Source organism: Bacillus sp. FSL W8-0645 (assembly GCF_038007905.1).
Classification (GTDB): Bacteria; Bacillota; Bacilli; order Bacillales; family Bacillaceae; genus Bacillus; species Bacillus pumilus.
This window is the reverse complement of sequence record NZ_JBBOYC010000001.1, coordinates 1,367,578-1,381,967: the sequence shown is the minus strand read 5'-3', so window position 1 is coordinate 1,381,967 and position 14,390 is coordinate 1,367,578. Positions and strand designations below refer to the sequence as shown.

At 39.6% G+C, this 14,390-nt stretch carries 15 protein-coding genes and 2 riboswitches; of the genes, 4 read left to right on the top strand and 11 right to left on the bottom strand.

Going from position 1 to position 14,390, the window contains the following annotated elements; all coding sequences use genetic code 11:
• Positions 1 to 2: 2 nt before the first annotated feature.
• The 4 genes from NST39_RS06915 to NST39_RS06900 all read right to left on the bottom strand — a co-directional run bounded on the left by NST39_RS06915 (position 3) and on the right by NST39_RS06900 (position 3,842).
• Positions 3 to 1,187: an anti-sigma factor domain-containing protein gene (locus NST39_RS06915; protein WP_341027614.1), complete on the bottom strand. Its 1,185-nt coding sequence runs from the start codon at positions 1,185 to 1,187 to the stop codon at positions 3 to 5.
• Complete coding sequence (gene sigI, locus NST39_RS06910) at positions 1,184 to 1,939, bottom strand: RNA polymerase sigma factor SigI (protein WP_034662939.1); 756 nt, start codon at positions 1,937 to 1,939, stop codon at positions 1,184 to 1,186. The genes NST39_RS06915 and sigI overlap by 4 nt, the downstream gene beginning before the upstream one ends.
• Positions 1,940 to 2,154: 215 nt before the next feature.
• Positions 2,155 to 2,946: a TerC family protein gene (locus NST39_RS06905; RefSeq protein ID WP_065097142.1), complete on the bottom strand. Its 792-nt coding sequence runs from the start codon at positions 2,944 to 2,946 to the stop codon at positions 2,155 to 2,157.
• 30 nt (positions 2,947 to 2,976) lie between these two features.
• Positions 2,977 to 3,148, bottom strand: a riboswitch (yybP-ykoY riboswitch).
• A 79-nt stretch (positions 3,149 to 3,227) separates the two neighbouring features.
• A complete protein-coding gene (locus NST39_RS06900; protein WP_003210834.1) occupies positions 3,228 to 3,842 on the bottom strand; it encodes a DedA family protein in 615 nt (204 codons plus the stop codon).
• Between the two features lie 245 nt (positions 3,843 to 4,087).
• On the opposite strand from NST39_RS06900, the gene NST39_RS06895 reads away from it, so the two are divergent.
• Positions 4,088 to 6,511, top strand: a complete 2,424-nt coding sequence (locus NST39_RS06895; protein WP_341027611.1) for a bifunctional diguanylate cyclase/phosphodiesterase — start codon at positions 4,088 to 4,090, stop codon at positions 6,509 to 6,511.
• Positions 6,512 to 6,541: 30 nt separating this feature from the next.
• On the opposite strand, the gene NST39_RS06890 is transcribed toward NST39_RS06895, so the two are convergent.
• The 3 genes from NST39_RS06890 to NST39_RS06880 form a co-directional block, all read right to left on the bottom strand.
• A complete protein-coding gene (locus tag NST39_RS06890; protein WP_088004396.1) occupies positions 6,542 to 7,006 on the bottom strand; it encodes a MarR family winged helix-turn-helix transcriptional regulator in 465 nt (154 codons plus the stop codon).
• Between the two features lie 357 nt (positions 7,007 to 7,363).
• Positions 7,364 to 7,528 carry a hypothetical protein gene (locus NST39_RS06885; protein WP_044138874.1) on the bottom strand — a complete coding sequence of 55 codons (165 nt, stop codon included), beginning with the start codon at positions 7,526 to 7,528 and terminating at the stop codon, positions 7,364 to 7,366.
• A 38-nt stretch (positions 7,529 to 7,566) separates the two neighbouring features.
• Positions 7,567 to 7,725, bottom strand: coding sequence for a hypothetical protein (locus NST39_RS06880; protein WP_445662400.1), 159 nt, complete (start codon positions 7,723 to 7,725; stop codon positions 7,567 to 7,569).
• A gap of 188 nt (positions 7,726 to 7,913) precedes the next feature.
• On the opposite strand from NST39_RS06880, the gene NST39_RS06875 reads away from it, so the two are divergent.
• Positions 7,914 to 8,243, top strand: a complete 330-nt coding sequence (locus tag NST39_RS06875) for a MerR family transcriptional regulator (RefSeq protein ID WP_012009715.1) — start codon at positions 7,914 to 7,916, stop codon at positions 8,241 to 8,243.
• Between the two features lie 265 nt (positions 8,244 to 8,508).
• Here NST39_RS06875 and NST39_RS06870 read toward each other — a convergent pair whose 3' ends face one another.
• The gene (locus NST39_RS06870) at positions 8,509 to 8,880 is read right to left on the bottom strand and encodes a cupin domain-containing protein (RefSeq protein ID WP_341027609.1); all 372 of its coding nucleotides are present in this window, start codon (positions 8,878 to 8,880) and stop codon (positions 8,509 to 8,511) included.
• Between the two features lie 212 nt (positions 8,881 to 9,092).
• On the opposite strand from NST39_RS06870, the gene NST39_RS06865 reads away from it, so the two are divergent.
• Positions 9,093 to 9,956, top strand: coding sequence for a LysR family transcriptional regulator (locus tag NST39_RS06865; protein ID WP_065097139.1), 864 nt, complete (start codon positions 9,093 to 9,095; stop codon positions 9,954 to 9,956).
• An 86-nt stretch (positions 9,957 to 10,042) separates the two neighbouring features.
• Here the strand turns inward: NST39_RS06865 and NST39_RS06860 are convergent, their stop codons facing one another.
• The 3 genes from NST39_RS06860 to NST39_RS06850 all read right to left on the bottom strand — a co-directional run bounded on the left by NST39_RS06860 (position 10,043) and on the right by NST39_RS06850 (position 12,551).
• On the bottom strand, positions 10,043 to 10,447 hold the full coding sequence (locus NST39_RS06860; protein ID WP_113767585.1) for a hypothetical protein: 405 nt from the start codon (positions 10,445 to 10,447) through the stop codon (positions 10,043 to 10,045).
• A gap of 101 nt (positions 10,448 to 10,548) precedes the next feature.
• Positions 10,549 to 11,907 (bottom strand): magnesium transporter, encoded by a 1,359-nt coding sequence (mgtE, locus tag NST39_RS06855; protein WP_003212108.1) that lies wholly within the window; start codon positions 11,905 to 11,907, stop codon positions 10,549 to 10,551.
• A 207-nt stretch (positions 11,908 to 12,114) separates the two neighbouring features.
• A riboswitch (M-box (ykoK) riboswitch) is annotated at positions 12,115 to 12,278 on the bottom strand.
• Between the two features lie 132 nt (positions 12,279 to 12,410).
• Positions 12,411 to 12,551: a hypothetical protein gene (locus NST39_RS06850; protein WP_003212346.1), complete on the bottom strand. Its 141-nt coding sequence runs from the start codon at positions 12,549 to 12,551 to the stop codon at positions 12,411 to 12,413.
• Between the two features lie 261 nt (positions 12,552 to 12,812).
• Between NST39_RS06850 and NST39_RS06845 the strand changes: the two genes are divergently transcribed.
• Positions 12,813 to 14,105, top strand: a complete 1,293-nt coding sequence (locus NST39_RS06845; RefSeq protein ID WP_341027607.1) for an aminotransferase class V-fold PLP-dependent enzyme — start codon at positions 12,813 to 12,815, stop codon at positions 14,103 to 14,105.
• Positions 14,106 to 14,390: the final 285 nt, after the last annotated feature.

Here is a 14,390-nt window from a genome sequence, read left to right as displayed (position 1 = left end):
TTTTATTGTTCATATGTGTGCTCATACCGGTTCTCACGATACGGGGACGGTGCACCTTTTCCTTGCTTCTTCATATGGTCTTTTTTTCGTTCAGTGAACGGCTGTTTCTGATCCCTGGCGTTTTTTTTTGCGTGCTTTTCAGCACCACCATGTGATGTGCCGTTTGGATTCCTTTTGTCACCAGGTTCCGTTGAGTGATTTTTTTTTTGTTCTTTATCGATCGAACGATCCTTTTCTTCCTTTATTTGATTGTCTTTGCTTTTATCATCAGGTTTTGTTTGGTAAGGCTTTTGAATAGATCCTTGCTCTTCCCTCTCTTGATCCTTCTGCTCTTTGTCTTCAGCTTCAGGAGCCTCTTGATCTGGCTTCATCTCTTCGCTATCGTCTGTCTTGACGTCTTCTTGTTTGTCTTTGTCTGCTTGATCTACATCATCTTTTTTAGGCTCTTCTTCTTTAACAGCGTCACTCTCTGCTGCGTCTTCATCCTTTTGAATGTCTTCTTGTTCTTTATCTTGCATTTCTTGATTTCTGATATATGTGCCTGTTGAAATGCCTGCCTTTTGAGCTTTTTCTCTTGTTTCCAGGTCACTTTCTACAGTCTTTAGCTTGTAATCGCGCTTTTGATATTCACCAGAGATGGTGTTAATTTTACTTTTGACGTTGGTTTTATATGTATCGTCCTGCTTGTTTTCATAAACCGTTGAAATATAAATGCTCTTAGAGTTGTTCACATAACCTTTTTTGTCACAGTCATCTATGATTTCCTGCACGACTTTGGTCATGTCGTTTTTTTCTAAATCCTTCATACTAGCCAGTACTTGTCTCGCATCTTTATTCAGTGGTGTGACACCGATCACTTGATAATTGTGATCAAGCTTCAGTTCAAAGCTTGGATTAATGTCAATCGTCATATATGCATATGCTTTTTGACTTGAGAAAGATGGCATCATAGTAAAAATCACGACGATAATCGCTGCGATTGATAGGATTCCTGCATTTAATGGACGTAAACGAAGCAAGTCAAAAAAACCGGCTTTTTTTCTTTCGAGACGTGATTCATTCGGAAATGTCACTTCTTGACCGATTTCATAATCTTGCTGTTCATATTTTGTCCGCAGAAATTGTCCATCAGGGGTCAGCAGCGTGACATATTTTTTGTTTTTCTCTACTATAATGCCTCTTCTCATGAATTAAGCACCCCTTTAAGGTAATCTTTCAAATACACATAATCACCCGTCATAATGATCGCCATCGCAATGATATATTTTCTATTTCTCTCAATCGTTTTGCGGCTGACTTCCACTAGCTTTTCAAGCTGTTTGACTGGCAATTGTTTTTTCTGAAATAAAATGGTTCTGAGCTCATCGTGTTCAACGAGTGTGTGAGCTACTTTAATGGCATTTTGCCTTGCATCTGCATGCTTTGGTGAATGTTCAAGCAGCTCTTGAAACGTGAGGCCGTATACTTTCAATCGTTCTTTAAAATGTTCAATTTCTTCTCTTCTGTGTTCTTGTTCAATTAAACGTCTATATTCATTTGTAGACAGCTCTGCTTCAATCATGCTTTGAGAGTACTCGCCATTTTCACTTTCTTGCAGGTCCATTTGAACCGTTGGCGCATTTCTTGCTTCTTTTCGAATATAGTCGATCACTTTTCTTTTAATAATTAATTCTGCGAAAGCAAGGAGTGAGTTTCCTTTTTCGGCAGAGTATTTTTCTATCGCTTCATTAAAGGCAATTAAGCCTATGCTGAATTCATCATCTTTTTCATCTATATATCGTTTACAAACGGATGAAACCGTCTTAGCGACAAATGGTTTGTATTGCTCTATTAATGCATTTTGCAGCTCGATATCACCTTGTTGAATACTGATAGCCGACTGCTCTAATGTTTGCTTTTTCTTTCCTTTTTTAAACAAAAGGCTAAGCAATGGTTTCACCTCAGTTCTCCCTATATTACTCATTTATGATAGCTAATTTATGAGGGAAGCGCAAAGGAAGAAATGAGGAATTCAATTCCTGTTACTCAATTATGACAAGCATATCATCATCTACTTTACAGTGTTTCGTCTAAATGCAAAGAAATAAGGGGGTATCTCCCCCTTATTTGTAATATACGTGTTATGAAAATGAAATGATATTTCTTTCAAAAACCCTACTCTTCTAGGCGTCCCTCTTGTTTTTCTTTGTTTTGTTGCCCGCCTTTTCTTGATGGACTTGATAAAAACCAACCAAATGCTGCAATTGCGAGAAGCACTGTCCAGAAAATCACTTTCCATAATGTTGAATGAATAAAATGAGAGGACACGATGCCAATGGCTGGATGTGACAGTGTGTAAAGCGTGAGCTTCACACCAACCCATCCGACAATGACAAAGGCTGCTGTTTCTAGGCTCGGTCTTGTTTTGAGCAGTTTCACAAAAACAGTCGCTGCAAATCTCATGATGATCAGACCGATGATACCACCTAAAAGAATGACAATAAATTGACCGCCATCAAGTCCACCGATTTGCGGAAGACTTGTTGTTGGCAAAGTTACGGCTAATGCGACCGCCGCTAAGATGGAATCGACAGCAAAAGCGATGTCAGCAAGCTCGACTTTTACGACTGTTGCCCAGAAGCCGCTTTGCTTCATGTTTGTGTCTGATTCCTTTTTCTTAAATACGTGCGATTTTAAAATATGGTGAATGGAAATATAAAGAAGATAAATTGCACCAATGGCTTGAACTTGCCACACATCCACTAAAAACGAAATAAGAAACAGGGAACCAAATCGCATGACAAACGCACCCGCAAGTCCGTAAAACAATGCTTTTTTCCTTTGCTTTTCTGGAAGGTGTTTCACCATCACAGCCATGACCAGCGCATTATCAGCGGCTAAAATCCCTTCTAATCCAATCAGTACGAGAAGAACCCACCCGTACTCTAAAATAATTGCTGCATCCATCATCATTCCTCCTTGTTTTATCTATTGTCCCACAACAGACAAAGGCTTATGAATGCAAAAAAGACCTTTGCCTGTAATGGCAAAGGTCTTGCTAGACATGTGATATGTAGAATCATGCCAACAAAGCCGATGGAACTTGAGTCCATGTAATGACGACTTTGTTTCCGGTAAAAACCGGACGCTACTCCCCTTTGGTGGGATATAAGAATATTTAGATTACTTATATTTTAATCAATAGACACTGTATTGTCAACTGGGGACTTTCACCTCGTGTCCAGTGATTAGGCAGTTGGTGTTTCTGCTTTTCTTTTTCTACGTTTCAGCCATATATACATCACGAACAACAACACAATCCCGATCCCAATCGGCAGAAGATATGGATCTAACATTGCGCCAACCTCTTTCCAGTTCTCCCCGAGCACAAATCCAAGATACACATATACAAATGTAATAGGTGTAATCGCTAAAAACGTGTACAGGCAAAAGACCCACACATTCATCTTGGCAATACCGCACGGGATGGAAATAAGCGTTCTGACTCCCGGAATAAACCGGCCGCTAAAAGCGACGAATCCACCATGCTTTTCAAAGAAGGCATCCGATTTATCAAGCGACTCCGGTTTAACAAAAAAGTACTTCCCATATTTATTTAAAAAGGGTCTACCGCCATAACGTCCTAACCAGTACAAGGTCAAAGGACCAGCCACGCCGCCAATAGAGCCGGCTGCCACAACACCAATGAAGGCCATGTCCCCTTCTGAGACCCAGTAACCCGCAAGAGGCAGAACCACTTCAGCAGGAACAAATTCAATACATAATGCAAGGAAGATGCCAAAGTACGACAAGTTCTTAAAGGCATCAGCTAAAGAAATAATAAAATCTTCGATGTTTATCAATCCCTTTCACACATAATCGTTTAACTGATTCTATCTCTTTTAGAATCGCACATATATTAAACGAATAAAACCGAAGAAACGATTCACTTTTCGTCGTTTTTTTACATTAAATTTGATTTTACTATAAAAGACAATTGAAAAAAACGTTGATTGTGGTATTTAAGTGAAGGAAAAGTGAACACAGAAGCCATTCGATCCGATATATTAGGTATACGTCTGTTTTAAGATACTGGAGGTTTTCTTACATGACCCATTTAACAGGAAGCTACAATGGATGGCTTGTCTTTCTGTCAATCGCAGTCGCCGCTGTCGCCTCCTACTCAGCTCTTCAATTAGCCAGCCGAGTGGCACAGTCAAGCGGTGTAAAGAAAAAGGTATGGCTGATCGTTGGTGCCATGATCATGGGAATGGGGATATGGTCGATGCATTTTATCGGCATGATGGCATTTCACATGCGTGCTGGCATCACATATGAAACACCCTTGCTCATTTTATCGATTTTGGCATCTTTTGTCGGGTCCTTGATCGCATTCACAATATGCATTCAAGAGCAGCTCTCCACAAGACGGCTGCTCATTAGTTCAATCACCATGGGCTCAGCTATTTGCAGCATGCATTATCTTGGAATGGAATCAATGGCCAATGTCTCAATCAGCTATGATCCAGGCCTCTTTTTTCTTTCATTTTTCATTGCTGCGATAGCGTCTTTCTTTTCGCTTCATCTCTTTTTTCGGCTCCATCGAACCGGGAAAAAGCAGGAGGATCATCTGTTAAAAATAGCTGGTGCACTCGTGATGGGCGGGGCTGTTTCTGGCATGCATTATACCGGTATGGCTGCTTCTACTATGTTTTTTCATTCAGACGGACAGTCCTATGGGGGTGGTTCTCTTGAATTATCACCATTCAGTCTGTCGATTTTCATCGGCTTAATGACACTGATTGTCCAAACACTGATGATTTTTGGTGCCTATATAGATCACCGAATCATGAAGCAGGCGGATAAGCTAAAGGAAAATGAACAGCGGTTCCAATCGCTCATCAAACATAATATCGATGGCATTATCGTGTTATCTGTCGATCGAAAGGTGCTTTCTGCTAACGACTCAGGTAAGCAAATTTTAAAAATGTGCAATTTCTGGATCGGTGATGATGTCAGCCAATACGTCATGCCGACTGAGGTGTGGGAAGAATTTATTAACCAATCTAAGAAGGCCATTACACGTGAAGCAGAATTGAAAACAGCAGATCGCTTTTATTATTACCATGTTACTTACATACCTGTTCACGTCAACAATAGACTTGACAGCATTTATCTTATTTTAAAGGATTTAACGCAGCAGCGGATTGCAGAAAAAGAAATTCATGTCATGGCACATTATGATGCGTTAACTGAGCTTCCTAATCGGCGCCACGCCATCAACCATTTAAGTGATGTTCTCTCCGCTCAAGAAGAGACAGGAACATCGACGACTGTTCTGTTTCTTGATTTGAATCGTTTTAAAATTATTAATGATGCACTTGGTCATAACATAGGGGACTTACTTCTTAAAGCAGCTGCAAACAGACTAACGCAATGTTTACCAGGCAACGGCTTTATAGCCAGACTAGGCGGGGATGAATTTTTAATGATCTTCCCTGACATGGGGCATGACACACAGAAAATTGAACAGCTTTCTCAAAATATCATTCGGCAATTTGAGCGTCCTTTTTTCATCCAGAATCATCAGCTCATTACTTCTATCAGCATTGGAATCGCTATCTCACCTCAAAATGGCAAAGATGGGATGGAATTAATGAGGAAAGCCGATATGGCGATGTATTTATCCAAAAAACATAAGCAAAGCCGTTATGAGTTTTTCACCGAATCAATGGAAAGATCAAGTGAAGACAGGTTGAACCGAGAGCTTGAGTTACGGGATGCCATTCAAAGAGAACAGTTTGTGCTCCACTACCAGCCGCAAGTGAGTGCGAAAACAAGACAGATGACTGGCGTAGAAGCTCTTCTAAGAATGAAAGCACCAGATGGTTCTTTAAAATCACCCGAGGCTTTTATTGAGCTGGCAGAGGAATCAGGACTGATCATTGATATTGGCAGATGGGTGATTGATACCGCATGCAGGCAGGCTAAAACGTGGTATGACAACGGGTTGAAAATTCCCGTGGCTGTCAATTTATCTGCAAAACAATTCAATTCTGAAGACTTAATTGATTTGATTAAGCTGACACTGAAAAAATACGATATGACACCGTCACTGCTCGAGCTTGAAGTCACAGAAAGTATGACAATGGACAATATCAAGCAATCAAAACAAGTGCTGACCTCACTGAAACATCTGGGCGTTCGCATTAGTATTGATGACTTTGGTACAGGGCATAGCTCCTTAAGCTATTTAAAGGATTTGCCCATTCATCGACTAAAAATCGACAAATCCTTCATCGAAGATATTTTAAATGATTCGAAATCTGAACAGATTACAGGTGCCATTATCGCGATGGGACATCAACTATCTCTCGAGGTCATAGCAGAAGGTGTTGAAACCTTTGCGCAGGCGCAGCTTTTATCTGCGCAAGGATGTGACGACTTGCAAGGCTTTTATTATGCAAAGCCCCTTCCAGCAAACGATATCGAAAAATTCATTGCCTATCCAGCACATCAGCTGGACACATAAAAAAGGTGCCAATCATGGCACCTTTTCGTTCTATCTAAATAATAAATGTTGACTGTGAATACCTGCTTTTTTCAATAGACTAATCAATTGTTCTTGTTCTTCTCGCGAGAGGCCAGAGAAGGCACGCGCAATCCGGAGAGAATGAATCGGGTAAATCTTATCAAGATAACTGCGCCCTTTATCCGTTAAATGGGCATAAACCGACCGTTTATCCTTTGGGTCCTGCTCTCTTTCAATGAAACCATTTCGTTCTAATTTGTCAATTACGTACGTCACATTCCCGCTGACAAGCAGGAGTCTTGAGCCGATTTGCTGAAGTTTTTGAGCACCTCTCGTATACAGCAATTCAAGAACCGCAAATTCAGTTGGATTAAATCCATGCTCTTTGCTGTCTCTAATGCTGTGTTCTGAAACGCTTTTAAATGCTCTTGCAAATACCTTGTAAAGTGTCATTGAACGTTCTACTTCTTCTTCATTAAACGATAGTCTCATCACATATCTACCTCTTATAATATTTTTTTAACTTCAAGGCTTTCTTGCGGTGCAGTTGGAGCCTTTCGTAAAAAATAGAAGTACGTTTTTGAAAACCCTTTCAACCACATAAGTGACTCCATTCGTGTTATGTATAAGATTTCGATATAAACTTTTAAAATCCTTCTTATTTTTCACAATCATCTCGAAAAAAAGGTTTTTTAGCAAACCATCAAGATACGACACAGTTTAACATAATCTGTAAAGACTCTATGTTTCTTTACACTGTATTCGTCAAATTTCTACAAAATTCAATATTGCTATAATATTGAGCACAAAAAAAGAACCCTTTATGTGACATACGCACATTTCAAGGGATTTTCACAAATCACGCTCTGTTTTGTTGAAATAGAAGTGATACTCTTTTTTTAAGTCACTAATTGTCATGTTCTTGGCCGCACTAGGGCTGTACACTCCCAATGAACAGAGCTGCTTCGTATAATAATGTCTTTCCTTTGCTAAAGCTTCTGTTAAGATACGCCGCACCGATTATCCCCTCCTATCAATTGATCTGGAGCAGGTGCTTATGAAGACCTTTTATACAAATCATTTTGTACAGCTCTTAGAAGAGCATGCGCATTCTGACCTGCAGCCTGCATGAATCGCTCCATTAATTCATCCCTCTTCATATCTATTGCGATAATTTCCTTTGCCATACAGATGATCCGTGTTTTCTCCATCATATGCTCCTCCTCCTATTTCAACTCATCATCATTATATGCATGCGTAGCAATCACTTCACATATGTTGTCAACTTTCCTTCCATCATTTTTTCATTTTTATGTTTTTGTGTTATATTTTCTAACAAACGATAGGTTTTTTTCGTTGTCATTTTGTATAATATGAAGAAAAGACTTGCAGGGGTGAGTATATGACGCAGGAAGATGTATCTTATAAAGATAAAAAAGTCATTTCAATCGGGATTGTCAGTGAATTAACAGGGCTATCCGTCAGGCAAATCCGATATTATGAGGAACGCAGACTCATCTACCCCCAGCGCTCAACAAGAGGCACGCGTAAATATTCTTTTTCTGATGTAGAACGATTAATGGACATTGCCAACAAACGAGAAGACGGTGTGCAAACAGCGGAGATTTTGAAAGACATGAAGAAAAAAGAACAGGCATTAAAAAGCGGACAATATAAGAAAAAAATGCTGGAAGGTCAAATTAACGCACACTTCAGGTACAAAAATCGATAAACAAATAAAGTTTAGCTGACTCTTTTAGGCTTTGTTCGCACTTGATTTTTGGTCATGGCTTAATGAAAAAGAGACAGCTTTTTTTGCTGTCTCCGTTATCAAACCAAAGCCCTTGGCAATGCCAAATCCTATTAAGTGAAATAAGCTATATAAGCAAGGACATCAGTTTAAATTTACTTTTTTCAGGCGGCGTGCAACAACATTTCATTCTAAGAAACAACACTATATCAAATAGCGTTTAGGTATATTGTTAAGTGCAGGCGATCTAGCGTTTATCCATTCGTTCAGGAATCGAAACAGTTCGTTCATTGATCACATTCCCCGTGTTTAGAGTCGTTTTTGGTTCAATTAAGAGCAAATGAACTTCTTCTTCAGCAATTGGCTGATGTTCAATTCCTTTTGGAATCACAAGAAACTCCCCTTCATTAAGCGCTATTTCTCTATCCCTAAAACGGATGACTAGATTTCCTTTCCATACAAAGAACATTTCATCCTCGTCATCATGGTGATGCCAAATGAATTCACCATTAATTTTTACCATTTTCATGTATGAGTCGTTCAACTCTCCGCTTATTTTTGGATTCCAATAATCATTTATTTGCGAAAATTTCTCTTGGATATTAACCTTTGAAATCAATAGATTCCCTCCTCATTTACTTGAAAACGTCTTTTTATCTTTCCTAAGCTAAAACTCCCTACCTCTCAAATTCTCCTCCTCATGATCAGACACCAAGGGACACAATGAGCATCAACCTCTTATTATTAAGTTTACTTATTCTATTGGATCACGTAAAATCAAAAAATAGTGTATAGTTCTTCACAATTTGTGATGCAAAAAGGAGCATTATTTTGGATATTAAATCTTTGGAGATATTTAAAGCAGTAGCGATTGAACAAAGCGTTACAAAAGCTGCTGAGAAATTAAATTATGTGCAGTCCAATGTCACTGCACGAATCCAGCGTCTTGAACAAGAATTAGGTGTTCCTCTTTTCTATCGATATCACAAAAAGATATCCTTAACGCCTGCAGGGCGTGAATTGTTGCCATATGCAAACAAATTACTCTACGATTTTGAAGAAGCGATAGAGGCCGTAAAGCTTTCCTCTACTCCGCGGGGAACTTTGCACATTGGATCTATAGAGTCTACTGCTTCGACAAGATTGCCCAGCATTTTCGCAGCATATCACAAGACATTTTCACAAGTAGAATTGAGCTTGTATATGGCACCTACTGTAGATCAGGTTCATGCTATTCTCAACTACAAGGTAGATGGTGCATTGGTTGATGGGCCTATTCTTCATCCCGACATTATTGAATATCCGGTATTGGAAGAATCTCTTGTTCTCATTACAAGCTACTCCCAGGAGGAATTCCAGGTAGAATCAATTTTGCATGAACCATTGCTTTCGTCATTTGCGCATTGCATCTATTTGGGGCGTTGGCAACGATGGTTAGAGAGCAATGGCTTTGCTCCGATGAAGGTAATGGAATATGGCACTTTAGAGGGCGTGCTTAAATGCGTCGAAAACGGGCTAGGGGTTACCGTATTACCAAAATCTATGGTCGAATCTCGGGTGCAAGGCAAATTTACCTGTCATCCTTTACCGGAACCACATAGAATCGTGCCCACTGTGTTTATAAGGCGCCGCGATTCGTACATGACCAGTGCCCTCTCACGGTTTATGGAATTATTGGGCATAACTCATATGTGATCGGGTCATTTGTGGTAAAAAAGAGGATAGATAGAGCAAAGTTCTTTCAGCTCTTCTATCCTTTTTAAATAAAATCATTTTAACTTTCATTGAGAGGAAGCATCAGTTCCTTCAACGAGCCCTACAAAGTCAATCCGTACACCGCCTTTTTCAGGATCTTCTATGACCCGCATGGCCAGTGCCTTTTTCTCCCCTGTTTTTTCATCTTCGTAATTCGCATGAAAGACGTGAATGCTGGCTTCTTCCAATTGAAAATCTTCATAAGAAAGTGTCTCTATGCCCCATTCTTTTTTCATTTTTAGAATGTCTTTCGGGCTTGGGACAGCGCCTTCAACATAGATGTTTTCTATTTTTTGTTTATTTCCTTCGGTAATCGCTTCAATCATATGCTCTGCTGCCACCAGTCTTCTGTCTTTCCCCTCGTCTTCCCTTGAACATGCACCTAGCAATACAATTACAATGCACATTAAAATGAATAAAAACTTCTTCATTTTTCTCTCCCACCTTCTCCTTAAAATGTAAAGGATGGAAGCGCTATATGCAATCTTTATTCAAAAAAGACTGTAAAACGTCACGTTTTACAGTCATTTTGCTACATCAGTGTATGAAGGAATGCTGTTGCAATTCCAAAATAGATCAGTAAGGATAAAATATCATTCAATGTTGTGATCAGCGGCCCAGATGCAATAGCTGGGTCCACGTTTAATCTGTGTAAAATAATCGGTACGACCGTACCTGCCATAGTCCCAATAATCAGTGTTGCAAGCAGCGAGGAACCAACAACAAAACCTAAAATCATATTGCCCTGCCACACCATTGCGACGACTGTAATAATAATGGAACAGACAATCCCAATGTAAATACTCGTTCTCAGCTCTCTAAAAATAAGACGCATGATGGTTTTTTTCGTTAATTCTTCTTTTGAAAGCCCTCTAATGACGACGGCAAGAGACTGTGTCCCTGTATTCCCTGTCATCCCGGCAATCATCGGCATGAAGAACGCTAAAGCAACGACTTGCTGAAGGGTACCTTCAAAATAATTTAAAATACTGCCTGAAATCAGCCCAATGAACAAGAGTAAAATGAGCCACGGAAGACGGCGGTATGCCGCCACAAATGCCGGCGTATCGAACGTGATATCTTTACCAGAGGCAGCAAACTTTTCATAGTCTTCGCCCGCCTCTTGAATCACAACATCAATGATATCATCGACTGTAACAATTCCGACTAGAACATTGTTCTCTTCCACAACAGGAATCGCAAGGAAATCATATCGTTCAATCAGCTTTGCGATTTCCTCCTGATCCTGAAAGGCTCCAACGGCAATGACTCTTGTAAACATGAGATCCTGTACCTTTTCATCCGGTTCACCTAAAATGAGATCCCGGTATGAGAGAACGCCTACAAGCTGTTTTTGATCATTAATCACATATAAATAGTTGATTGATTCCGCAATTTCAGCAAAGCTTTTCAGCTTCACAACTGCATCCTGCACTGTAAAATGCTGAGGAATCCAAACGTAACGGTTGGTCATGATCCGTCCCGCTGTCTCAGCAGGATAATTCATAAGAAGCTGGACGGCCTTGGATTCCTCTGCTTCCATGTTAGATAAAAGCTGATCCTTTAGCTCATCCTCCATCTCATCAAACAAGTTAGCTAGATCATCGTTATCCATTTTATTTGTGACGAAGGTCGCTTTGTCTTTCCCTACTTTTTCAAGAACAATTTCTTGATATTCCCGCTCCAGCTCACCCATCATTTCTGTCACGTCATCGACTGGTAAAAAGCTGAGGAAGCGGCCGCGGTGTTTCTCTGGAAGTTCTTTAAATAAGTAGGCCATATCATATGGCTGAAGTTCTTCCATGATGTTTTTAAATTCTTTTCGTTTTCCATCTCTTAGTAAAATAATGATGCGTAAAATGAGTTCATCATACGTAATATTTTGTATCATCGCTGTTACCTCCCCAAAGTCAGGAGATACCCGAATCCCTTAGAATGTGCGGGGGTCAGGATCTCCTCTATCTGATGTCTCAATCTGATCTTTTGACATATCCTCTATGTGTCTCGAATCGGGATGATCCATCCCCACACCTCCTTTTCTCATAAAAAAGCACCTTCAACCGAATGAAGGCGCTTTGTAAGCATGACAAATAAACACTTGCTCCTTCAATCGTAGAGCTTTAGCACTGTATGGCATAGGAAAAATCCAGCTGCATTAAAAATCACCTTATGTCGATGATTTCTGTTGACCCATTGGCGTCTTTGGACATTTTTGGGCAGCAGCGTATCTCCATACAGGAGCCTCACCTAACGAAGTCTCATATTGTTGACACACTGAGATTACAGAAAAAGCGCAGTAATGTCAATAAGCAAGATGCCAATTTCCCTTATGTATTCGCTTACTTTTGAAAAAAAGAGCGATAGACAAAGTAGACCATCGCCCTTTCATGTCTTTTATTCCTCTTCTGGCTGATTCATATCCTCTTGGGAGAGGAGATGAAAGGAATCATGCAAAAACAAAGCATATCCTTCTCCATCAGGATGCGGAACATATTCCGCATGGTCCATTGTTTGCTCTTCTTCTTTTTTCTTCATATTCTCTCGCCTCCTTTCCCGTAGTTTGTCCCAATGAAAAAACCTTACACATGAAAGTGTAAGAAGTGATTAGTACAAAACGGCTGAACTCATAAAGGTGCGGCGAATGTCACCATTGGCAATGCACTGATAACCGTCGCTATAGCTAAAAATGAATGATTGTTTACAGAAAAAAAGATCTCTCTGATTAGGGTACAACCATTGATTGATAACACAATGTATAATACTAAGTATAAAAATTGAATATTGGGGGATATGATAATGAACGAAACTACACTGAACATGCACTTTTCAAATGATTTATTAAAAAAAGTAAGAGAACAATTTTTATATATTGATGAGGATCCTATCCTAAAAAAGGAACGACTTTTTTTTGACAATGCAGGTGGCTCTCTTCGTTTAAAACAGGCAAATCATATATTTTCAATCATTGATGGCATCCCAGATTGTTCTGAAAGAAATCATAAAACTGCAAAACACTTGATCGATATCCATAAAAAGGGAATCGTTGATCTTCAAACCATTTTTAACGTGAAACAAGGAAGCTTCGCCACATATCTGACAGCATCACAGGCTATCTTTCAAACTACGGGTATCATTGCAGAACATATTCAAGGAACAAATATTGTCACAACATCCTTAGAACATCCAGCAGCCTATGACGCAGCTAGTTTTTATGCAAATAAATTAAACAAAGAGCTGAGAGTGGCCAAGTCTAATCCTTTAACAGGTGGAGTGAACGTAGAAGACATCTTGGCATTAATCGATCAAGATACTGTTCTTCTAAGCGTCATCTATGCTTCGAATATCTCTGGTGCTATTTTAGACATTGAACAAATTGTACAAGAGGCAAGAAAAAAGAAACCAAACTTATTTATCATGGTTGATGCCGTTCAACATGCACCTCATGGTTTAATTGATATTGAAAAAACACCTGTGGATGTGATAAATTTTGCCCCATATAAATTTTTTGGTGTTAGAGGCTGCGGGATTGCTTATTTATCGGAAAGAGCTGCTCTTCTCCCTCATCATAAGTTAAAAGGAAAGAAAGAAACTGAATGGGGTCTAGGAACTCCAGCACCTGCTCATTATGCGGCTATTAGCGCAATTGTTGATTATGTGTGCTGGCTTGGAGGTCATTTTACAACAGTGAATGCCAGACGACAGTTATTCGCAGCAGGTATGGAAGCTATCGGAAAACAAGAAAGGTCTTTATTAAAAATAATGCTAGACGGGACACCCAACGTAAAAGGGCTAAGAGAAATCAAAGGAGTTACCGTGCATCTTGATGACCATGATTTATCAAAAAGAGATTTCATCGTAGCCATATCGATAGAAGGAACAAACCATGAGGATGCAGTAAGACAATATGAACAGCACGGTGTGATCGTATATGAAAGGTTGAATACAAGCATTTATTCTAAAAGGATGCTGGATTCCTTTGGAATGAAAGGGGCTATTAGAATATCACCTCTCCATTGTCATACTATTCAAGAGATTGAGACGTTTTTAAGAACAACTGAAATGATAAGCAATCAATATAAAAAGCATTAACATGCATGCAGATTGTTGACAAAGGGCTAAAATGACCTTTATTTTAGCCCTTTGTCTTCTTTTCAGCGTGATAGAAAACCTTTGAAGTCTAGGAAGGACGAGTACTGGAGCGGAGCGAATTTGACATTCGTGAGCACCAGCACGCAGGACTGACACCGAATGCGAGGGTTTGTCTACATGGAAGTACGCTATTCAGTTTGATATTCATTTGTACTTGTATACAATCAATTAGGCAAAAATAACGGTCTGAACCATCGGTTCAGACCGCATACAAATTTATCTTAG